This window comes from Borborobacter arsenicus (assembly GCF_003934165.1).
Classification (GTDB): Bacteria; Pseudomonadota; Alphaproteobacteria; order Rhizobiales; family Rhizobiaceae; genus Pseudaminobacter; species Pseudaminobacter arsenicus.
In genome coordinates, this window is the sequence record NZ_RKST01000014.1 from 16,239 (window position 1) to 37,516 (window position 21,278).

A 21,278-nucleotide genomic window follows, 5' to 3' on the forward strand; every position below is an offset into this window, starting at 1 on the left:
CGGCAGCTGCCGGAGACGTCTCCACCTGGACCCATTTCGCGCCCTTACATGCGAATTTTGGCGCATGCAATAATCAGAATTTTGTATGCAGGGTGCGGAATGCGTGTTACGCGGGCACGTGCGCGGCCGTGCAAAATTCCGGCGCCCCGTCTTGCAGGTTCAAATAAAATTTTCATGGTCGGTGGATTGTGATCCAGCCGCCTGGGGCCGGGGCCGGGTCACTGCACCGCCGGCAGAGGCTCCTTGTTCAGCGCCGCCTGACGACGCGAGATCTTGATGATCCATGCCCGCAATTCCGTGCCGAGAGGTTTTTCCAGCGCCGAGCGCTGCCATGCCAGGAAGTAGGTCTGCGACAGTTTGAGCCGCAGGTCGAAGGGCACGACCAGCCGCCCGGCGGCGAGATCGTCGTGAACCATGGCGAGCTGCGCCAGCACAAATCCGCGCCCGTTGATCGCCGCATCGATCGCCGCGCTGGAAATCGAAAACCGCAGGTCCCTTGGCGTGCTCGGCGGTGTCTCGCCGATGCTTGCCGCCCAATCGACCCAGCTTGGCGGCTGCTGGTAGCCGGAGTCCCATTCGATGCCCAGCAGCGAGCGGGTGAGGATGTCGGCCGGGCGCGCCACGGGGTTTGCGGCCAGAAAGGCCGGGGAGCAGGCTGGCACCACCCAGTCGGTAAAAAGTTCCGTGTAGTGCTCGAAGGATTTGACCCGGTCGCCGTAGGAGATGCGGAAGTCGACCGGCTCTTCCCCCTGGCGCGGCTCGGTGCCGGTGCCGACGAGGCGGACATGGGCTCCCGACTTGGCCTGCCAGTCGAAGAGCTGCGGCCCCACCCATTTGCTGGCGAGCGATGGCAGGCAGCTCACCACCAGGCTGCTTTCGGCCCGGATGGACAGCAATTCGTCCTGCGCCTCGCGAAGCTTGTCGAACGCCCGCGTGACCTTAGCGTGGTAGATGCGGCCCCAGGACGTCAGCGAGATGTTCTTGCCATGCCGCTCAAGCAGGCGCAGGCCAAGCATGTCCTCCGCCCGCTTGATCTGCTGGCTTACCGCCCCGCTGGTCACGCCGAGCTCGTCTGCGGTCGCTGCGACACTGCCATGGCGCCCGAAGGCCTCGAAGGTCTGTATCGCGCGCAAAGGCGGCAGCTTCCTCACATTCCGGCTCCAACTGAAATTTCCTTCTTTAGTAAAACTAAATCAGATCGCAATTTCAATGATTTTGATTGGGAAGGCATCGCGGCTATCATCCTGATGTCTGAAGCCGCCCGCCGGAGCGGGCCAGGAGGCGAGGTTCTCGCCCGGACAATCGAGCAAATCCGGATCTTGTGCGGATCGCGCCGGACATCGGCCGTCCGATGGCGAGGTCGTGCAAATTCATTGCCGCGGCACCGTAGCGGCCAAGGAGGAAGAAAATGGTAGACGTGCGTAGGGTCAGGGGCGGCGATGGTCTGGCGGAAATCAACGACGAACTGGATCAGATCCTCGACTCGGTGGTCGAGAATACGCGCCTTGCCACGGAGTCGTTCTTCGCCTCCTATGACAAGAACCCTGACCCGAAGGTCCTGGCTGCATGGCTGGCGCCGCGCGCCTGGCGCGAGATCGACTACGTCTTCCTGCTGAACGAACAGATCCGCCGTTATGGACTCGAGTTCGAGCGCAAGCACATCACGCTGCTTGCCAAGCAGTCCTTCCAGGAAGCCGAGCATTACGAAATCGTCGGCAGGGCGATCGAATCGCTCGGCGGCACGGTGCCGACCTCCGTTCCGCCGGAAGCCAAGCCGTGGAGCGACTTCCTGTGGGAGTGCCTCGAGCGGCACCCACTGGCAGCGATCGCAGCCTGGAACTGTTCGGAGACGTCGGCGTCCGGCAGCTTCGAGCCGACCTTCAAGGCCGGCGAACGGCATGATTTCGCCGAGGTCGTGCGGGTCTACAAGCAGATCGAGACGGACGAGAAGTTCCATGTCGGCCTCGGCCGCCAGGTTCTGGCGGCCTATGCCAAGACCGATCACGACCGCGACGAGATCCTGCGCGCCATGCGCGGCATGCGCGACATTGCGTGGAAGACCTTCACGCCCGAATCCGTCGCCCAGGCGCGCAGCGCCTGAGCATGGCTTGAAGTGACGCGGGTTCTTTCCGCGTCGCCTGCGGCAGACCGAACAAGTCGATGACACCGGCGTGGACTGAGAACATGACGACATTCGATTCCCGGTCGCTCGGACAGGCGAGCGAGTTGTTCGAACTGACCATCGCCGAACTGCGGCCTGTCGCGGAAGGTGTGGTCAGTCTCGAACTGCGCACTCCCGATGGGGCGGATCTGCCCGCATGGCAGCCCGGTGCACATATAGATGTGTTGCTGCCGAACGGCATCGTCAGGCAATACTCGCTGTGCGGGGACCCCGCGCAGCGCGACAACTGGCGGATCGGGGTGTTGCGCGAGCCCGCCAGCCGCGGCGGTTCAAGCTATGTCCACGAAGAATTGCGGCAGGGCGGCACGCTCTCGGTTGCCGGACCGCGCAACAATTTCAGCCTGGCTGAGGCGGATCGCTATCTCTTTATCGCTGGCGGTATCGGCATAACGCCGATCCTGCCGATGATCCGTGCGGTGGCGGCCCAAGGCAAGCCCTGGACTCTTCTATATGGCGGACGCAGCCGGCGCTCGATGGCCTTTCTTGAAGAGATTGGCGGACTCGCCGGCGGCGAAGCCCATATCGTGCCGCAGGACGAATTCGGCCTGCTCGATCTCCAGAAATTCCTGGGAGAGCACCTGCCTGACACACTTGTCTATTGCTGCGGCCCCGCCCCGCTGATCGATGCTGTGGAGGCCAAGTGCCAGATATGGCGCTCGGGCGCGCTGCATCTGGAGCGGTTCGCGCCGAGCGACAAGGCCGCCAATAAGGAAAAAGGCAGCTTCGAGGTCGAGCTTGCCCGGTCCGGTAAGCGTCTGGTCATTCCGCCCTATCGCAGCATCCTCGACATATTGGAGGAGAATGGCTGCAAGGTCACCAATTCCTGCCGTGCCGGCATTTGCGGCACCTGCCTGGTGAAGGTGCTTTCGGGCGTGCCCGACCATTTCGACGACGTGCTCAGCTACGAGGACCAGGAGGCGGGTGACGTCATGCTTGTCTGTGTATCACGCGCCAAGAGCGACCTGCTCGTGCTTGATTTGTGACGCGGCGAATCCGTGCGGGAGTTCGCGAGCAGAGCCAGACAAAAGGAGTTTTGAAGGGCCGCCCTGGCTGCTGAAGGCCAGGGCGGCTCAAGCCGCATTTTCCGGGAACGGGAGAGAGAAGTTCCGGAAAATCGAAAATCTGCATCAATGCAACACGGGAGGTACTCATGCATTTGAACGAACGCAAACGTGGCGCGGGCTTCTGGTCCGCAATCGCACTGGGTGTTGCGATGGTGTTCTCCGGAACGGCCGTCGCACAGGAATGGGCGCCGACCAAGCCGTTGCGCCTGATCGTTCCCTATCCGGCGGGCGGCACCAGCGACACCATTGCCCGGCTGATCGCGCCCGAACTCGGCGAGGCGCTGGGCCAGCCGGTCGTGGTTGAAAACAAGACCGGCGGCGGCGGTGTGACCGGAACCGAAGCGATCCTGCGCTCGCCAGCCGATGGACACACTTTCGGTATCATCGCCAGCTCCTACGCTTCCGCCGTCAATCTCGTTCCCGACCTGCCCTTCGATCCGATCAAGGACGCCCAGCCGCTGACCATGGTCACCCGTGTCGGCGTCGCGCTGATCACCAATCCGGATTTCCCGGCCAAGACGCTGCAGGAATTGCTGGCGATGGCCAAGGAGAAGCCGGGCACCATCCCCTATGGTTCGGCCGGCAACGGCCTGTCCGGGCATTTCTCCGGTGAGGCGATGAAGCTGTCTGCCAATGTGGACATGGTCCATGTGCCGTATCGCGGTGGCGCACCGGGTCTCAACGACGTGATTGCCGGGCAGATCCCGATGATGTTCAACGTCATCTCCTCGGTGAAATCCTCGATCGATGGCGGCAAGGTCCGTCCGCTGGTCGTCACCAGCGCCGAACGCTCCAAGGTGCTTCCCGATGTGCCGACGATGGCAGAAGCGGGTGTCGAGGACGTCGAGATCTATGAATGGTATGGCCTGGTCGCGCCTGCCGGCATTCCGCCCGAGGCCACCAAGCGCCTCCATGCCGAACTAGCAAAGGTGCTGAAGCAGCAGGCCTTTGTCGAGCGGATGGACGCGCAGGGCGTCGAAGTGGTGGCGAATTCGCCCGAGGACTTCACCGCCTTCATCTCCGGTGAGATCGAGCGCTTCGGCCAGCTCATCAAGTCGGCGAACATCACGCTCGATTGAGACCGTCCTCCCAAGGACGCGCCGCGGCTCTCGGTTCTCCGAGTGCTGCGGCGCTTACAAGACTATCCGGTAATCCGAAATTGGAGTGGAATTGCATGAAAAGAACGACGTTTGTGGACGCCGTCTACACCCAGACCGAAGGCGAGACGACCTGCATCATCAATGGTCAGTTCCTTTTTCCGGGAGGAACCACGCTTCTTGAGAAGCGCGAACATTTCAAGAAGCGCTTCGATTGGGTGCGCAAGGCCATTCTGAACGAGCCGCGCGGGCACAATGACCTCTTCGGCGCATTGCTGGTGCCGTCCTCCAGCCCCGAGGCCGATGTCGGCATCATCTGGCTGGACGGCGACGGCTATGGCGACATGTGCGGCCATGGCACCATCGCTACCTCGATGATCATGACCGCGTTCGACCTGACGCCGCAGTCGTCGAGCCCCAACCGCATCCGCATCGAAACGCCGGCCGGCATCGTCGTGTCGGAAGTCGAGGTCGAGGGTGATGAGGTAAAGTCGTGCCGCTTCGAAAACGTCCCGGCCTTCCTGGCCGAGCGTGACATTGCGGTGGAACTGCCGGAGCTCGGCACCGTCCAGGCCGACATCGCCTTTGGCGGCAATTACTTCATCACCATTCCGCTGCCGGAATCCTTCTGCCGCATCGCGCCTGAGAACGGCGCGATCCTGGCCAAGCTCGGCGTGCTCGCCAAGAAGCAGATCAACGAGAAGATAAAGCTCGTCCATCCGGAAAAGCCGCATATTACCGAAATCGACCTGGTGACCTTCTACCAGCCCTCGCAGCGGCCGGGCGCCTTCTATCGCTGCGTCCATACCTATCGCAATGGCAAGATGGACCGCTCGCCGGGCGGCACCGGCACCTCGGCCATGCTGGCCATGCTTGAAGGGCGCGGCCGCATCAAGGTGGGTGAACCGATCCAGGCGGAAGGCCTGCTCGGCTCCGGCACCTTCGAGGGCTGCATCGTGCGCGAGACGACGGTTGCCGGCAATCGCGCCGTGGTTCCCACCGTCAAGGGCCGCTCGACCATCGTCGGCTTCGCCAAATGGCACCTCGATCCCAATGACGAGAACGGCAAGGGCTACGTGATCAGCACCGTCTGATCGCAGGCGTCGGGGAGGATTGAAAATGGCAGGTGCAAGAGCCCTGGCAAGGGCGCGCAACATATCCGATCTGCGGGAACTCGCTCAAAGGCGGGTTCCACGCTTCTCGTTCGAATATGTCGATGGCGGCGCCGAGGACGAACTGACGATGGTGGCCAATCGCGCCGCCTTTGCCAACGCCCATATCCTGCCCCGGCAGCTTGCGGGCATCTCGACCGTCGATACCGGCGTCGAGGTGCTCGGCAAGCGCTCGCAATTGCCGATCGCCATCGCGCCGACCGGCTATAATGGAATGCTGGCCAGGGATGGCGACCTGGCACTTGCCAGGACCGCGCGCGCCTCCGGCTTTCCCTTCACCCAAAGCACCATGTCGAGCAGCACCATCGAGCAAGTCGCTGGTGTGATGAAGGGCGGCCGGCACTGGTTCCAGCTCTACATGCTCAAGGATATCGCCATCACCAGGCGCCTGGTCGAGCGCGCGCTTGACGCCGGCTGCGAGGCGCTGGTGCTAACCAGCGATGCGATCGTGCTCGGCAATCGCGAAGGCGACAAGCACAATTATGCCGGTCCCGGCAAGCTGACATGGCGCGCCAAGATGAATGTCGCCTCGCGCCTGTCATGGGTGCTGGATGTGGTGGTGCCAAACGGGCCGCCCGGCTTCGGCAACCTGGCTGAATTTCTTCCCAAGGGGCAGGGCAGCGCCATTGATGGCGCACGCTTCATCTCCGCGCAGATGGATGCGGCCCTGTCATGGGAAAGCGTGGAATGGCTGCGCTCGATCTGGCCGCGCAAGCTGGTGGTCAAGGGCATCATGCGGGCCGAAGACGCGGTAGCTGCAGTCGAGCGTGGCGTCGATGCGGTTGTGGTCTCGAACCATGGCGGGCGCCAGCTCGATGGCGCGGCAACCTCGCTCCATGCCCTTCCGGCCATAAGCGAGGCGCTGAACGGGCGCTGCGACATCCTTCTCGACAGCGGCATCCGGCGTGGAGGCGACGTCTTCAAGGCGCTGGCACTGGGAGCGAACGCCGTGCTGTGCGGCCGCGCGATGCTTTACGGCCTGGCGGCCGGGGGCGCGCCGGGCGCGGCGCGCTCGGTAGAGATTCTGCGAACGGAGCTGGAGCGCACCATGGTGCTCGCCGGCTGCAACTCGCTCTCACAAATCGACAGATCCGCACTTTGCGCAAGGTCGCCGATCCTTCGCTGCTGATCGGTCTGTCCCAAAGAAAAAGACACTGGAAGGGAGGTTCCATGCGCCTGGTCAAGAGTCCAAACGATATCGTCTTCGCAGCCGCGTTGTTATTGATGGCCGGCGTGCTTTACTGGCAGGTGTCCAGCCTCCGGGTCGGCACGATCCTGCGCATGGGCCCCGGCTATATGCCGACGATACTGTGCGGTCTCATTGCCCTGGCCGGGCTGGGAATCCTCGCCCGTGCGTTGTTTTTTGCCGGCGAAAAACTCCATTCATGGCCCTTTCGCCCGCTGACTTTCATATTTGCCGGCCTGCTGGCTTTCGGCCTGCTGGTGGAGAGGGGTGGTTTGCTCGTCGCAATGCCGGCGCTCGTCGTGCTGGTGAGCCTGGCCGATCGCGACAGTAGTCTGCGCGAGGTCGCGGCGCTTGCTGTCGCCCTCACTGTCTTCTCCGCACTGGTGTTCGTCACCGCGCTGCGCCTTCCCATTCCTCTCTGGCCGGCGGGTTGAGCCGATGTTCGATGCATTCTCCAATCTTTTTTCCGGCCTCTCGGTCGCGTTGCAGATCCAGAATCTGTTCTATTGCTTCAGCGGGGCGCTGATCGGAACCCTCATCGGCGTCCTGCCGGGTCTGGGGCCGGTCGCCACCATCGCGATCCTGCTGCCGGTCACCTTCTATCTGCCGCCGGTCGCGGCGCTGGTGATGCTGGCCGGCATCTATTACGGCGCCCAATATGGCGGCTCGACCACAGCCATCCTCGTCAATCTTCCCGGCGAGAGCTCGTCGGTGGTGACCTGTCTCGACGGCTACAAGATGGCCCGCAACGGGCGTGCCGGCCCGGCGCTGGCCATTGCCGCGCTGTCTTCGCTCTTTGCCGGCATCGTTGCGGTGGTGCTGATGGCGGTTTTTGCGACCGGCCTCAGTGAACTCACGATGTTCTTCGGGCCCGCCGAATATTTCTCCCTCATGATCTTCGGCCTGATCGCAGCGGTGATCCTGGCGCAGGGATCGGTGATCAGCGCGCTCGCCATGGTGTTTGTCGGTCTGCTTCTGTCGCTGGTCGGCACTGACGTTTCCAGCGGTGTCCAGCGCATGACCTTCGGCTTCTTCGATCTCAGCGACGGCATCGATTTCGTGCCTCTGGCCATGGGCCTGTTCGCTGTTGCCGAGATCCTGAAGAACCTCGAGGAGCCCGAGGAGCGCGTGGTGCTGAAGGGCAAGATCGGCCGCCTGATGCCCAGCCGCGAGGAATTCAGGAAGGTCATCCCGTCGGCCTTGCGCGGCACCTTCATCGGCTCCTTCCTCGGCCTTTTGCCCGGCGGCGGTCCGACGCTCGGCTCATTCGCCTCCTATACGGTGGAAAAGCGGATCTCGAAATACCCGCAGCGCTTCGGCACCGGCGTGGTCGAGGGCGTGGCGGGGCCGGAAGCTGCCAACAATGCGAGCGCCCAGACGGCATTCGTGCCGCTGCTCACACTCGGCATCCCCTCGAACCCGACGATCGCCATGATGGCGGGAGCCATGCTCATCCACGGTATCCAGCCTGGCCCCGAAGTCATGACCAAGAACCCTGACGTGTTCTGGGGCCTGATCGCCAGCATGGTGATCGGCAATCTGATGCTCGTCATCATCAACCTGCCGCTTATCGGCGTGTGGGTGTCGCTGCTGAAGATCCCCTACCGGCTGTTCTATCCGGCGATCCTCGTCTTCTGCTGCATTGGCGCCTACAGCGTGAACAATAATGTGTTCGACATCTATGTGATGATGTTCTTCGGCGTGCTTGGCTATGTGTTCATGAAGTGGAAGGCCGAGCCGGCCCCGTTGATTCTCGCTTTCGTGCTTGGCCCGCTGATCGAGGAACATTTCCGGCGCGCCATGCTGTTGTCGCTGGGTGACCCGACGACATTCGTCAGCCGCCCGATCAGCCTCGCATTGCTCGTCGCCGCTCTTGGCCTTATCGCGATCACCGTCGCACCGCGCCTGCGCAGCCAGCGCCAGGATGCGTGAGCGCGCCATACCTCGCCCCAGACAGGAGCATCGAACGCCGATGACGAAACAGAAGCGCTGATGTGAAGCCCCGCCCCGGGGCAAGCCCAAAGCGAAATCCAGGGCGCGCACCCAGGCAGCGCGAGCCGGTTCACCGACCCAGAATCCCGGTATGACTTCCACAATCAAGAATTGAGGAAGTCATACAGCGTATTTCCTGTGCATTCTGTATTCAATAAAACTATTACGAATACAAAACCAAATATATTGCATACACAATATTGACGTTTGTCTTAATTTGTGAGAGGTTTTTGCATTAGGGACATCTTGCTTTTAGGGAGGGAAAGGAATGGAGCGTCGTTCTTTCATCAAATCAATCGGGCTTGCGGGCGCGACGGTCGCCGGGGCTGCGCTGGCTGCGCCGGCAATCGCCCAGGATGTGCGCCATTGGCGCCTTTTGCATGCCTATCCCAAGGGCTATCCGGTCTATGGGACAGCGCCGAACGTCTTTGCCGAATTCGTCGGCAAGGCTTCGGGCGGGCGCCTGAAGGTCCAGGTCTATGGCGCGGGCGAGGTCGTGCCCGCCTTCGAGACCATGGATGCGGTCAGCAGCGGCGCTGCACAGGTGGGTTTCGGCACCTCCTATTTCTGGAAGGGCAAGGAGCCGGCGATGCAGTTCATCACCGGCCTTCCTTTCGGCATGACGGTGCAGGAGCAGAATGCCTGGTTCACGGCTGGCGGGCTTGAATTGTCGCAGAAGGTCTATGAGCGCCTCGGCTGCAAGTTCTTCGTTGCCGGTAACAGCGGCACGCAGATGGGCGGCTGGTTCAACCGCGAGATCGAATCGACGGCCAGCTTCTCCGGGCTGAAGATGCGCATGCCGGGCATGGGCGGCGAGGTGCTGAGCGCGCTCGGGGCGACCATCGTCAACCTTCCGGGCGGCGAGCTGCTGCCTTCGATGCAGTCCGGCGCCATCGATGCCTGCGAATGGATCGGGCCCTATCTCGACCAGGCCTTCGGCTTCCACAAGGTCGCCAAATACTACTACTATCCGGGCTGGCAGGAGCCGTCGGGCATCAACGACCTGTTCGTCAACATGGATGAGTGGAACAAGCTGCCCGAGGACCTGCAGGCCATCGTCGCGGCCGGTGCCGAACTGGCGAATGCCCATGTCATCAACGAGCTGACCGCCAGGAACCCGGTCGCGCAAAAGCAGCTTATGGACGAGAAGGTCGAATTCCGTCCGTTCAGCAACGAGACGCTGATCGATCTTGCCAACAAGTCCGGCGAGGTGATCAACGACCTGGCCTCCAAGGATCCGCTCAGCCGCGAAGTTGTGGATCATATCCTCAACTTCCGCGCTGCCGTCATGGGTGCCACGGCGCTCAGCGAGCAGGCGGTGCTGATGGCCAGGTCGCTGGACTACAAATATGCCAACCTGAACGGCGGTTGAGGTGGCTGCCCGGCGGGTCGGCAAAATCCGGTCCGCCGGTGCTTTCCAGATAACTGGTCAGCATTCGAGCCCGCTCCAATCATGGCAGCGGGCTCTTGTCCTCAACCTTATATCCAGCTCCCGGCAAACGCAGCTTTTGCTGCACTGCGCACCGTCTACTGGGAGCCCCTATTGCAAGGCCTCACGCCATGTCCTTCTTGATTTCCCTGGCCAACGGCATCGACCGGGTCAACAACCGGATCGGACAGGCGTTGTCCTGGCTGGTCCTCTTCACCGTCCTGGCGGCGGCTGCCGTCGCCATCCTGCGTTACGCCTTTTCTGTTGGCTGGGTGTGGATGCAGGATTCCTACGTCTGGGCAAATGCTGCCCTGATCATGCTCGGCGCCGCCTACACGCTGCTGCATGAAAAGCATGTGCGCGTAGACTTCTTCTACGCTTCCCGCGGGCCGAAATTTCGTGCCGCGGTCAATCTCTTCGGAACGCTATTTCTTCTGGTTCCGAGCGTGCTCGCCATCTTCTGGTACAGCTACCCCTATGTCCTGCATTCCTGGCAGCGGCTTGAATCCACTCAGGATGTCGGTGGCCTGCCCTGGGTCTATGCGCTCAAAACCATAATCCTTTTGTTCTGCATCCCGCTGCTGGCGCAGGGCCTGTCGCTGGCAATCCGGAACTATCTGGTGCTCGTGGGCGCCGCCGCAGAAACCGACAATACGAACGGAAACACTGACAATGATTGATGCGGCAGTCATAGGGGTACTCATGTTCCCGGCGGTGGTGGCCGCCCTGATGATGGGCTTTCCCGTCGCTTTCACCTTGAGCGGCGTGGCTCTGATATTTGCCGGCATCGGCGCGATATTCGGCCTGATCCAGTCCGAGATGCTGCCGGTCATACCGGGCCGCATCTATGGCATCATGACCAACCAGGTCTATGTCGCGATCCCGCTCTTCGTCTTCATGGGCGTGGTGCTGGAGCGCTCGCGCATCGCCGAAGATCTGCTCGAGACGCTCGGCCTTCTGTTCGGCCGCATGCGGGGCGGGCTTGGCCTGTCGGTGATCTTCGTCGGCGCGCTGCTGGCCGCCTCGACCGGGGTCGTCGGCGCAACCGTGGTGACGATGGGCCTGCTCAGCCTGCCCGCCATGATGCGAGCCGGCTATGATCCCAAGCTTGCAAGCGGCATCATCTGCGCCTCCGGCACGCTCGGCCAGATCATCCCGCCTTCGACGGTCCTCATCCTGCTGGCCGATATACTGCAGGGCGCCTATGCGCAGGCGCAGACCGCCAAGGGCAATTTCGCACCCGAGCCGGTGTCGGTGGTCGATTTGTTTGCCGGTGCCTTCTTCCCCGGCCTGGTTCTGGTGGGGCTTTATGCGTCCTGGGTGATCTTCCTTGCCGTAACACGCAAGGACGCCTGCCCGGCGCTGGTCAAGGAAGGCGAAGTGGTCAGCGGATTAGGGTTCAAGGTCGTCAAGGCCTTGATCCCGCCGCTGGCTCTTATCATTGCGGTGCTGGGCTCCATCATCGCCGGCCTTGCAACCCCAACGGAATCTGCTGCCATCGGCTCGCTCGGCGCCATGCTGCTTGCCGCTATGCAGGGCGGTCTCAATCTGAAGATCCTGCGCTCTGCCATGCGTTCGACCTTGCAGATCTCGTCGATGATCTTCCTCATCCTCATCGGCGCGACGCTGTTTTCGCTGGTGTTCCGCCTGTTCGAAGGCGACGTGCTGGTCGAACATTTCCTGACCAACATGCCCGGCGGCGTGTTCACCTCGATCCTGTTCGTTATGGTGGTGATCTTCCTGCTCGGTTTCGTGCTCGACTTCATCGAGATCATGTTCCTGGTGCTGCCGATCGTAGCCCCAATCATCCTCATGCACGATATTTCGCCAATCTGGTTCGGCGTGCTGATCGCGGTCAACCTGCAAACAAGCTTCCTGACGCCGCCCTTCGGGTTCTCGCTGTTCTACCTGCGCAGCGTGGCGCCGCCCTCGGTGACGACCGCCCATATCTACAAGGGCATTATTCCCTTCGTCTGCCTGCAGGTCATCGGGCTGGCGATCGTGTGGTACTTCACCGGACTCAGCACCTGGCTGCCACAGGTGTTGTTCAAATAGCAGCTCCTTCGGGAGCTTGATCAGGCGCCGTGCGGTCCGGTCGGGACGCACGGTGCCCGATTTCTTTGGAGCGCCTGAAAGCCGGTCTTGTATCAATCCCCGTAAGGCACCCAGACATTCTTGATCTCGACGGCGCGGCGCAGGAATGTATCGCCGGCGACGAGATCGGAGCGCCAATCGACCTTGCGCCCGCCGCTGGTCCAGACCCGCTTGAGATTGCCGGCCGATTCCGCTTCCGCCTGCTTGCAGCTGTCGGCATCGGCCACGCACCACAAGCCGTCGACGTCATCATGCCTGGCTAGAACGGCGGCCAGTTCGGCGGATTTGCCGGTGACGATGTTGATGGCGCCGGCCGGCAGGTCGGAGGTTTCGATAACCTGATAGAGATCGGTCGCCAGCAGCGGATGGCGTTCCGACGGCACCAGCACCACGCGATTGCCCATGGCAAGCGCCGGTGCGCAAAGCGAGATCAGCCCAAGCAGCGGGGCGTCGTCGCCACAAACAATGCCCAGCACGCCGACCGGTTCGTTCAATGCCAGCGTCACGGTGCGCGAAGGCGGGGCATGCACGCGGCCCTCATATTTGTCGGCCATGCCGGCAAAGTAGAACAGCCGCTCGATGGAAAGTTCCACCTCCTCAGCCGCCGCCTTGGCGTTGCTGCCGGTCAGACGCGCCAGCCGCCGGGTGAATTCGTCCGCGCGCGCCGCCAAATTCTCGGCAAGATAATAGAGCACCTGCGAGCGGTTGTAGCCGGTCGCTTCGCTCCAGGCAGTGCCCTTGCGGGCTGCCGCGACCGCATCGCGAATGTCCTTGCGGTTGCCCAGACCGACCTCGCCTGCAAGCCGGGCCTTGGCATCGGCGACGGCAAGCGAATAATTGCCGTCCGGCCGCACCTGCTTGCCGCCGATGAACAGCTTGGCCGTGCGGTCGATGGCCGGGCTTTCAGTGTCGCCGTCGCCAGCAATTTTCGGTCTGCTCGTCGGCTTGATCGTCGCGCCAAGCGGCAGGTCTTCGACCAGATATTCCAGCATGCCTTCGCGCCCGCCCTCGCGGCCAAAGCCACTTTCACGGAAGCCACCGAAGCCGCAGGCGGCGTCGAGCATGTTGGTGCCGTTGATCCACACCACGCCGGCCTTCAGTTGCGGGGCGACGTGAAGAGCAAGGTTGACGTTTTCGCTCCACACGGAGGCGGCAAGCCCGTAGCGGGTATTATTGGCAAGCTCGATCGCTTCCTCGGTCGAGCGGAAGCTCATGGCGGCAAGGACCGGGCCGAACACCTCTTCCTGCGCCAGGATGTTAGCCGGCGCAACGGAGGTTGCCAGCGTCGGCGGGTAGAAATGGCCTGAAGCCGGCAAGGCGCAATCGGGTTGCCAGCATTCGGCGCCCTGGCTCGCGCCTTCGGCCACCATGCCACGTACGCGCTCCAGCTGCACCCGGTTGACCAGCGGCCCGATATCGGTGTTTTTGTCGAGCGGATTGCCGACGCGCAGCCGGCTCATGCGGGTCTTGACCTTGGCGAAGAAAGCTTCGGCCACGCTTTCCTGCGCGAGCAGCCGCGACCCGGCGCAGCACACCTGGCCCTGGTTGAACCAGATGCCGTCGACCAGGCCCTCGACCGCGCTGTCGAGATCGGCATCCTCGAACACCAGGAAGGCCGACTTGCCGCCAAGTTCCAGCGACAGCTTCTTGCCCGTCCCGGCGGTCGCCTTGCGGATGATCTTGCCGACTTCCGAGGAACCCGTGAAGGCGATTTTCTGCACGCCCGGATGGTTGACGATTGCCTCGCCCGCGGCAGGGCCGCCGGGAACGATATTGACCACACCCTTGGGCACGCCCGCCCTTTGGCAGACCTCTGCAAACAGGATTGCTGTCAGCGGCGTATATTCGGCGGGCTTCAGCACCAATGTGCAGCCGGCGGCAAGTGCGGGCGCGATCTTCCAGGCCAGCATCAGCAGCGGGAAGTTCCAGGGGATGATCTGCCCGACGACGCCCACCGGCTTGCGGTCGGGAAACTCCCTTGTCAGCGCCTGCGCCCAGCCGGCGTGATGGATGAAATGCCGAATCGCCAGCGGCACGTCGATATCGCGGCTTTCGCGGATCGGCTTGCCATTGTCGATCGATTCCAGCACCGCGAAAAGGCGCTGGTGACGCTGCATGGCACGGCCGATGGCATAAAGCACCTTGGCCCGCTCATAGCCGGAGCGGGCGCGCCATTTCGGTAATGCCTTGGCGGCAGCGGAAACCGCCGCGTCGATGTCGGCTGTACTCGCATCCGAAACGCTGGCCAGAAGTTTTCCAGTCGCCGGCTCATGCGTGGCGAAGGTCGCCCCGCTTGCCGCCGCGCGCCACGCGCCGCCGATGAACAGCGATGTGGAGAAATCGCGCCCGGCAACCCAGGCATCGGCCTCGTTGCGCGCTTCGGGTGCTGCGTCGTAATCCATCGCCGCATAGCGTTCGAGAATGTTCATTGTATTTCTCCTCGCAGGATCGCGCTCTACGTTGCCCCCCTCTGCCCTGCCGGGCATCTCCCCCACAAGGGGGGAGATTACGCTCATGTTGCCCTTCGTACTCTACCTCCCAAAAGTGGTGCGCAGACGTAGGTGAAGGCTAATCTCCCCCCTTGTGGGGGAGATGCCCGGCAGGGCAGAGGGGGCGTGAAGGGACGCGACATCGAAAGCAAAAGCTCTCCGAACCTACGCCATTGCATGGCGATGGTTGGCGGAGTAGCGGCCGCCGCTGACATGGTGCTCGAGCTGGCGCTCGATGTCGGTGAGCAGGCTGGAGGCGCCGAAGCGGAACAGCTCCGGCTCCAGCCAGGGCCGGCCGAGTTCCTCCTTCATCAGGATCAGCCAGTCGAGCGCGGATTTCGCCGTCGAAATGCCGCCGGCCGGCTTGAAGCCGATCATCTGGCCGGTCTGCTCGAAATAGGCGCGGATGGCGCGCACCATGGCAAGCCCGACCGGCAGGGTGGCGTTGACGCTTTCCTTGCCGGTGGACGTCTTGACGAAATCGGCGCCGCCCATCATCGCCACCATGGCCGCCAGCATGACATTGCGCAGCGTGGCCAGATCGCCGGTGCCGAGGATCACCTTCAGATGTGCTTCCCCACAGGCGGCTCGGAAGGCAACGATCTCGTCATAGAGTTGCGGCCACCTTGCCTCGAAGACCAGCCCGCGCGGAATGACGACATCGATCTCATCGGCGCCGGCTGCGACCGACAATTCGATCTCGCGGATGCGGGTCTCAAGCGGTGCGAGCCCGTGCGGAAAAGAGGTCGAGACCGCGGCGACATGGACGCGGGACCCATGCAGCGCCTCGACCGCCGTGGCGACGAAGGGATGGTAGACGCAGACCGCGGCGGGGCGGATCACTGTTTCGCCAAGGCCAAGACCCGCGGCAATGTCCTTGCGTAGCGGATTGAGCGCCTTGGCGCACAGCCGGCGCACGCGCTCATCCGTGTCGTTGCTGTTGAGCGTGGTCAGGTCCATGCAGGAAAGTGCCCTGAGCAGCCAGGCGGCTTGGTTGTCGGCCTTGATCGAGCGGCGCTTGGCCAGCGTCGCCGCGCGCCGTTCAAGCGCGCTGCGATTGACGTTGCGCAGCGATTCCAGGAAGCCGAGATCGAGCTTCATGCCGGGATTGCGGGCAAGTCCGGGCTCTGTTGACGCAGTGTTGGCTGCCAGCCGCACCGGCAGGGCCGCCACGGGGGAGCCCGGTTTCACATCCGCGATGGCCTTGCTCATCTGCCTGCCTTTCCCAACCGAGCGCCCGATAGGTTATCCGGCTCGAAGCCTGCCTCATGCCATCTTTGAACGGGGCGCGGCATCAAGGCAAGATGATTGATCGTGCCGGCCCGGCTCTACACTTGGCAGACGATATGCGAAAAATAACGGTCGCGGGGGTTGTATTCGGGGCGTATGCCGTCAAAGCCGCGCTCCGTTATGGTCACGAAGGACATGCCCTCGACCGGAAAGGTGCGGAAGCCGGCGCCGCTGCCGCCGCTCACCTGGAAGGCCGACAGCGTCAGCGCGCCCTTTTCGTCGTAGCCGAGAATATAGGGCTCGGCCATGCGCGGGGCGGATTTGTAAATGAAGGACACGAGCCGGCGCTGGCCGATCGCCTCGCTGAGCGCTTGCTTGATGGACATTGGTCGTTCCCGGTCACAATGATCCTGGCGCCGATCATAGCGCCTCCCCAAGGAAAAATGGAGAAGGACGGCAGGAAGACAACCGCTTTTCGGGTTCGGCGGTCAGCCGACGAAGGCGCGTTCGACCAAGAAGCTGCCGGGATTGCTGAGCGAGCCTTCAACGAAACCCAGCCCTTCGGCCAGCGCACGCACGTCGCGCAACATATGCATCGAGCCGCAGATCATGATGCGGTCGGTGGCGGGATCGAGCTTGTCGATGCCGAGATCGGTGTAGAACGAGCCGGATTCGATGAGCGCGGTGATGCGGCCCATGCGCCCGGAGGCCTCGCGCGTGGTGCTGTTATAGAGGCGGACGCGGCCATGCGTCAGTTCGCCGATCAGCGGGTCATCGGCAAGCTGCGCGAAAAGCTCGCGGCCATAGCGCAACTCGGCGGTGTCGCGGCAGGTGTGGGTGAGGATGAGCTGGTCGAATTTCTCATAGGTATCGGGATCGCGCAGCAGGCTGGCGAAGGGCGCGATGCCGGTGCCGGTGGAGATCATCACCAGCCGCTTTGCCAGCGTCAGTGCATCGATCACCAGCGTGCCGGTCGCCTTGGGGCGCATCAGCACGATGTCGCCGGGCTCGATCTTCTGCAGATGCGAGGTGAGCGGGCCGTCCGGCACCTTGATGGAGAAGAATTCCAGTTCCTCGTCCCAGTTCGGGCTGGCAATGGAATAGGCACGAAACACCGGCTTTTCGGCATTGGGCAAGCCGATCATGACGAATTCGCCCGAGCGGAAGCGCAGCGATTGCGGCCGTGTGATGCGAAACGAGAACAGCCGGTCGGTGTAGTGCTTCACCGAGACGACGGTCTGCGCATGGACATTGGCCGGAATCGGGAAATCGAGCGGCTTGGCGCCGGTCGGATCAGCCGCTGCCAGGGAATTCATCCAGCCGGACCTTTCATGCGTTGAAGCGGCAAATCATCCTGCTTCGCCAGGACCTTGCGGTTCGGCGTGCTGCCGGATTGCCCAAAATGGTAAACTCTTGCGTGGGCGATTGATTAGTATACAAACGATCTTTGCGTCAAGATAACGATGGGACACGCGCGGGTGCGCTGCATTTCGGAAACGGCGCATGGCTGAGACTGTTTCGGCAAGGGCAGGCGGCGTGGTCGCCGGGATCGATGTCGGCGGCACCTTCACCGACCTGTTGCTGTTCGATGCGGACACGGGCGGCGTGCGTGTTGCCAAGACGCTGACCACCCCCGACAACCAGGCTTTCGGCGTCGTGGCGGCGCTGTCCGAATGCGGTTTCCCGGTCGAGGCGATCGATCTCATCGTGCATGGCACGACCACCACCACCAACGCCGTGCTGGAGCGGCGGCTGGCGAAAACCGGCATGATCACCACCCGGGGTTTTCGCGACGTGATCGAACTTGGCCGGCGCACGCGGCCGCAGGCCTATGGCATGACCGGTGGTTTCACTCCCGTCATTCCGCGCGACCTCAGGTTGGAAGTGGCCGAACGCGTCGAGGCCTCAGGCGCGGTGCGCACGCCGCTGGACGAGGAAGAATTGCGCCAGGCAGTTCGCCTTCTGCTTGCAGCCGGCTGCGAGGCGCTGGTGATCCATTTCCTGCATTCCTACGCCAATCCGACGCATGAAGAGCGTGCGGCCGAGATAGTCGCCGAACTCTGGCCGAACGACTACATCACCGTCGGTCACCGGCTGCTTTCGGAGGCGCGCGAGTTCGAGCGCGGCGTTACGGCTTCGGTGAATGCCGCGGTACAGCCGATCCTGGAGCGCTATATCAGCCGGCTGCGCGGCGAGTTGCAAACGCGTGGCTATCGCCGCGAATTCCTGATCATGAATGGCAATGGCGGCATGATCTCGGCCGGCAATGTCACCCGCGAATCCGCCAAGACGGTGATGTCCGGCCCGGCCTCGGGCGTGATTGCTGCCGCCTATACCGGGCGGCGCGCCGGCTACGGCAATCTCGTCACCTATGACATGGGCGGCACTTCCACCGATGTCGCGCTCGTGCGCGGCGCCGAACCGGCGGTCTCCAACGAGATCGAGATCGAATATGCCATGCCGATCCATGTGCCGATGATCGCGGTGCATACGATCGGGGCCGGCGGCGGCTCGATTGCCAGGGTGGATGCCTCCGGCCTGATCCAGGTCGGGCCGCAAAGCGCGGGCGCCGATCCTGGTCCGATCTGCTACGGGCGCGGCGGTGCCGAGCCGACGCTGACCGACGCCAATCTGGTGCTGGGCCGGCTCGATCCGCGCCGGCTGCTTTCGGTCGACCGGCCGGTGAGCGTCGATGTCGTGCGCGACATCTTTGCCCGGAAGATCGGCGGCGCGGCCGGACTTGACGGGGTCGGGGCGGCGGGCGCGGTGCTGAAGCTGGGCAATATGAAGATGGCGGGTGCTGTCCGCATGGTTTCGGTGGCGCGCGGCAACGACCCGCGCGATTTCGTGCTGTTTGCCTTCGGTGGCGCGGGGCCGCTGCATGCGACGGCCCTTGCCCGCGAGCTTGGCTTGCCCAAGGTGCTGGTGCCGGCCCGTCCGGGCATCACCAATGCGCTCGGCTGCGTGGTGGCCGACCTGCGCCATGATTTCGTCAATACGATCAACCAGCCGGTGGCGCTGCTAGACGAGGAAAAGATGCGGGCCGTGCTGGAGCGGCACCGTCTTCAGGGCGAGGAATTGATCACCAAGGAATCCGTACAGCCGGACGCGATCAGGGTGACGCATTCGGCCGATATGCAGTTCGTCGGCCAGACCCATATCATCAACGTGCCGCTGCCTTCGGCCGATGTGAGCCGCGCCATGCTGCAGGAACTGTTCGAGAAGGCCTATTTCGCTCGCTTCAAGGTGCAGCTTCCGGAAATTCGCGCCAATCTGGTCAATCTCAACACGTCGGTCACCGGGTTGCGGCCGCAGATCGACCTGTCGATCCTGATAGACCCGGCCGGGAGGGCAGCGACGCTTGCCGAGGCTCTGCGCGAGCGGCGGCCGGTATGGTTCGACGGCACCTGGCATGACACGCCGGTCTATCGACGTGAACGGCTTCCGCTGGATGCCGAGTTGCAGGGGCCAGCGATCATCGAGCAGATGGATGCAACCACGGTTCTGGAACCGGGCGATCACGCGCGGCTGGACGGCGATGGCAATATCATCATCGAGGTGGGCGCATGACCGCCCTCGACGCCATCACGCTTTCGGTCATCCAGGCGGCGCTGCAGCAGACCTGCGACGAGATGGACCTGACCTTCAGCCGCGCCGCCTTCTCGCCGGTGATCTCGGAGGCCAATGACCGCTCCGACGGTATTTATTCGGCCGAGGATGGGTCGCTGATCGCGCAAGGGTCGCAGGGCCTGCCGGTCTTCGTTGGCGTCATGCAGCATTCGACCGCCACCATAATCGAGATGATCCGCGACGGGCGCTGCCAGTCGCCGCTGGAGGGCGACATCTACATCGTCAACGATCCCTATCTGGGCGGCACGCATCTGATGGATGTGCGCTTCGCCATGCCGGTCTGGCGCGGCGGAAAAATCTTCTGCTGGCTGTCCAACACCGGCCATTGGCCCGATATTGGCGGCGCGGTGCCGGGCGGCTTTTCGGCCTCGGCGACGGCTGTCGAGCAGGAGGGGCTACGGTTGCCGCCGGTGAAACTGTTCAAGGGCGGAAAGCTCGACCCGGAAATCTATGCAATCATCTGTTCGAATATCCGCGTCGCCGACCAGCGCATCGGTGACATCTCCGCGCAGGCGGCAGCACTGCGCGTCGGCGAGGAGCGTCTATGCGCCGTCCTCGACCGTTACGGTGACGAAACGGTGCTTGCGGCCATTGCCGAATTGCGCAAGCGTGCGGCCGCCCAAATGCGCGCTCATATCGCCGCCATTCCGGACGGGACCTACCGCGCCAAGGCCTTCGTCGATTCGGACGGCGTGGTTGACCTGCCGCTGACCATCGCGTTTGCGGTGGAGAAGGTCGGCGATACGCTCACTTTCGACTTTGCCGGTTCGAGCCCGCCCTGTGCCGGCCCGATGAACAGCGTGCTCGCCACCACGCTGTCCTCGGTCTATCTGGCCATGCGCCATATCTTCCCTGACGTGCCGATGAGCGCCGGCGCCTTCGAGCCTCTGCTGGTGAAGCGGCCGGAAGGGACCTTCCTCGACGCGCGCTATCCGCGGCCGGTGTCGGGCTGCGCGGCGGAGGTGTCGCAGCGCATCGCCGAGGCCGTGTTCGCCGCACTCGTGCAGGCTCTACCGGACAGGGTGACGGCTGCTCCTGCCGGCTCCAGCGGCAATTTTGCGCTCGGCGGTCACGACCCGGCGCGCGGCCGCGATTATGTCATGTACCAGATTTCGGGCGGCGGCTATGGCGGCAATGCCGGCCATGACGGGCTGTCCAATGGCTGCTCGACCATCGGCATCTCGAAATCGCCGCCGGTGGAAATCATGGAACAGGCCTATCCGGTGCTTTACCGGCACTATGCGTTGCGCGAGGGTTCTGGTGGGGCAGGTGAAAGGCGCGGCGGCTTCGGCCTTGCCTATGAGGTGGAACTGTTGCGGGGCGAGGCGCGCGCCTCCTTCGTCATGGATCACGGCCGGGTCGGGCCACAGGGCGTGCGCGGCGGCAGGGATGGCGCGGTCAACACCGTGACGGTGTACCGGGACGGGCAGGCGCATGTGCCGCCGCATCTTTCCAAGGAACAGGACATTGCGCTGAAGGCGGGCGACCGGGTTGCGGTCGGCACACCGGGCGGCGGCGGCTATGGCGATCCGCTCCGCCGCGACCCGGCGCTGGTGATGAACGATGTAAGCCTCGGCTACTACACGTGCGAACAGGCGGCGGAACTGTTCGGCGTGGTGTTGGATGAGGCCGGTGCGGTGGATGGAGCGGCGACGGCGACACGGCGGGCTGGCGGAAAGTGACGAACGGATATACCGCCGGTGCGAGAAAACG

General features: G+C 63.3%; 17 protein-coding genes. 12 read left to right on the plus strand and 5 right to left on the minus strand.

Annotated features, from left to right (window positions below):
- Positions 1–218 precede the first annotated feature (218 nt).
- The gene (locus EET67_RS15990) at positions 219–1,151 is read right to left on the minus strand and encodes a LysR family transcriptional regulator (RefSeq protein WP_128627201.1); all 933 of its coding nucleotides are present in this window, start codon (positions 1,149–1,151) and stop codon (positions 219–221) included.
- 257 nt (positions 1,152–1,408) lie between these two features.
- Between EET67_RS15990 and EET67_RS15995 the strand changes: the two genes are divergently transcribed.
- From EET67_RS15995 to EET67_RS16040, 10 genes are all read left to right on the plus strand, one after another.
- Positions 1,409–2,101, plus strand: a complete 693-nt coding sequence (locus EET67_RS15995; RefSeq protein ID WP_128627202.1) for a hypothetical protein — start codon at positions 1,409–1,411, stop codon at positions 2,099–2,101.
- A gap of 83 nt (positions 2,102–2,184) precedes the next feature.
- Entirely contained in the window at positions 2,185–3,165 is a 981-nt protein-coding gene (locus EET67_RS16000; protein ID WP_128627203.1) for a PDR/VanB family oxidoreductase, read from the plus strand.
- Positions 3,166–3,332: 167 nt separating this feature from the next.
- A complete protein-coding gene (locus EET67_RS16005) occupies positions 3,333–4,325 on the plus strand; it encodes a Bug family tripartite tricarboxylate transporter substrate binding protein (RefSeq protein ID WP_128627204.1) in 993 nt (330 codons plus the stop codon).
- 95 nt (positions 4,326–4,420) lie between these two features.
- On the plus strand, positions 4,421–5,437 hold the full coding sequence (locus tag EET67_RS16010; protein ID WP_128627205.1) for a proline racemase family protein: 1,017 nt from the start codon (positions 4,421–4,423) through the stop codon (positions 5,435–5,437).
- A gap of 25 nt (positions 5,438–5,462) precedes the next feature.
- Complete coding sequence (locus EET67_RS16015; RefSeq protein ID WP_128627206.1) at positions 5,463–6,644, plus strand: alpha-hydroxy acid oxidase; 1,182 nt, start codon at positions 5,463–5,465, stop codon at positions 6,642–6,644.
- The gene (locus tag EET67_RS16020) at positions 6,614–7,135 is read left to right on the plus strand and encodes a tripartite tricarboxylate transporter TctB family protein (protein WP_128627207.1); all 522 of its coding nucleotides are present in this window, start codon (positions 6,614–6,616) and stop codon (positions 7,133–7,135) included. Before EET67_RS16015 ends, EET67_RS16020 begins: the two co-directional genes overlap by 31 nt.
- A gap of 4 nt (positions 7,136–7,139) precedes the next feature.
- Positions 7,140–8,633 carry a tripartite tricarboxylate transporter permease gene (locus EET67_RS16025; protein ID WP_128627208.1) on the plus strand — a complete coding sequence of 498 codons (1,494 nt, stop codon included), beginning with the start codon at positions 7,140–7,142 and terminating at the stop codon, positions 8,631–8,633.
- Positions 8,634–8,961: 328 nt separating this feature from the next.
- Entirely contained in the window at positions 8,962–10,065 is a 1,104-nt protein-coding gene (locus EET67_RS16030) for a TRAP transporter substrate-binding protein (protein ID WP_128627209.1), read from the plus strand.
- Between the two features lie 188 nt (positions 10,066–10,253).
- A complete protein-coding gene (locus tag EET67_RS16035; RefSeq protein WP_128627210.1) occupies positions 10,254–10,802 on the plus strand; it encodes a TRAP transporter small permease subunit in 549 nt (182 codons plus the stop codon).
- Positions 10,795–12,177, plus strand: coding sequence for a TRAP transporter large permease (locus EET67_RS16040; RefSeq protein ID WP_210211131.1), 1,383 nt, complete (start codon positions 10,795–10,797; stop codon positions 12,175–12,177). The genes EET67_RS16035 and EET67_RS16040 overlap by 8 nt, the downstream gene beginning before the upstream one ends.
- A gap of 92 nt (positions 12,178–12,269) precedes the next feature.
- Here the strand turns inward: EET67_RS16040 and EET67_RS16045 are convergent, their stop codons facing one another.
- The 4 genes from EET67_RS16045 to EET67_RS16060 form a co-directional block, all read right to left on the minus strand.
- On the minus strand, positions 12,270–14,645 hold the full coding sequence (locus tag EET67_RS16045) for an aldehyde dehydrogenase family protein (protein ID WP_128627211.1): 2,376 nt from the start codon (positions 14,643–14,645) through the stop codon (positions 12,270–12,272).
- A gap of 225 nt (positions 14,646–14,870) precedes the next feature.
- A complete protein-coding gene (gene deoC / locus EET67_RS16050) occupies positions 14,871–15,917 on the minus strand; it encodes a deoxyribose-phosphate aldolase (protein WP_128627212.1) in 1,047 nt (348 codons plus the stop codon).
- A gap of 116 nt (positions 15,918–16,033) precedes the next feature.
- Positions 16,034–16,321 (minus strand): WYL domain-containing protein, encoded by a 288-nt coding sequence (locus EET67_RS16055; RefSeq protein WP_128627213.1) that lies wholly within the window; start codon positions 16,319–16,321, stop codon positions 16,034–16,036.
- A gap of 102 nt (positions 16,322–16,423) precedes the next feature.
- A complete protein-coding gene (locus EET67_RS16060; protein ID WP_128627214.1) occupies positions 16,424–17,251 on the minus strand; it encodes a ferredoxin--NADP reductase in 828 nt (275 codons plus the stop codon).
- Positions 17,252–17,438: 187 nt separating this feature from the next.
- Here EET67_RS16060 and EET67_RS16065 point away from each other — a divergent pair, with 187 nt between their 5' ends.
- Entirely contained in the window at positions 17,439–19,505 is a 2,067-nt protein-coding gene (locus tag EET67_RS16065; RefSeq protein WP_128627215.1) for a hydantoinase/oxoprolinase family protein, read from the plus strand.
- Positions 19,502–21,247, plus strand: coding sequence for a hydantoinase B/oxoprolinase family protein (locus tag EET67_RS16070; protein ID WP_128627216.1), 1,746 nt, complete (start codon positions 19,502–19,504; stop codon positions 21,245–21,247). The genes EET67_RS16065 and EET67_RS16070 overlap by 4 nt, the downstream gene beginning before the upstream one ends.
- Positions 21,248–21,278: the final 31 nt, after the last annotated feature.

Bases quoted from the DNA above. Each gene is read 5' to 3' on its own strand.
- EET67_RS16030 (WP_128627209.1), top strand. From the start codon at position 8,962: ATGGAGCGTCGTTCTTTCATCAAATCAATCGGGCTTGCGGGCGCGACG.
- EET67_RS16000 (WP_128627203.1), top strand. From the start codon at position 2,185: ATGACGACATTCGATTCCCGGTCGCTCGGACAGGCGAGCGAGTTGTTC.
- deoC (WP_128627212.1), bottom strand. From the start codon at position 15,917: ATGAGCAAGGCCATCGCGGATGTGAAACCGGGCTCCCCCGTGGCGGCC.
- EET67_RS16010 (WP_128627205.1), top strand. From the start codon at position 4,421: ATGAAAAGAACGACGTTTGTGGACGCCGTCTACACCCAGACCGAAGGC.
- EET67_RS16025 (WP_128627208.1), top strand. From the start codon at position 7,140: ATGTTCGATGCATTCTCCAATCTTTTTTCCGGCCTCTCGGTCGCGTTG.
- EET67_RS16060 (WP_128627214.1), bottom strand. From the start codon at position 17,251: ATGAATTCCCTGGCAGCGGCTGATCCGACCGGCGCCAAGCCGCTCGAT.
- EET67_RS16005 (WP_128627204.1), top strand. From the start codon at position 3,333: ATGCATTTGAACGAACGCAAACGTGGCGCGGGCTTCTGGTCCGCAATC.
- EET67_RS16040 (WP_210211131.1), top strand. From the start codon at position 10,795: ATGATTGATGCGGCAGTCATAGGGGTACTCATGTTCCCGGCGGTGGTG.
- EET67_RS16035 (WP_128627210.1), top strand. From the start codon at position 10,254: ATGTCCTTCTTGATTTCCCTGGCCAACGGCATCGACCGGGTCAACAAC.
- EET67_RS16045 (WP_128627211.1), bottom strand. From the start codon at position 14,645: ATGAACATTCTCGAACGCTATGCGGCGATGGATTACGACGCAGCACCC.
- EET67_RS16070 (WP_128627216.1), top strand. From the start codon at position 19,502: ATGACCGCCCTCGACGCCATCACGCTTTCGGTCATCCAGGCGGCGCTG.
- EET67_RS16065 (WP_128627215.1), top strand. From the start codon at position 17,439: ATGGCTGAGACTGTTTCGGCAAGGGCAGGCGGCGTGGTCGCCGGGATC.
- EET67_RS16055 (WP_128627213.1), bottom strand. From the start codon at position 16,321: ATGTCCATCAAGCAAGCGCTCAGCGAGGCGATCGGCCAGCGCCGGCTC.
- EET67_RS16015 (WP_128627206.1), top strand. From the start codon at position 5,463: ATGGCAGGTGCAAGAGCCCTGGCAAGGGCGCGCAACATATCCGATCTG.
- EET67_RS15995 (WP_128627202.1), top strand. From the start codon at position 1,409: ATGGTAGACGTGCGTAGGGTCAGGGGCGGCGATGGTCTGGCGGAAATC.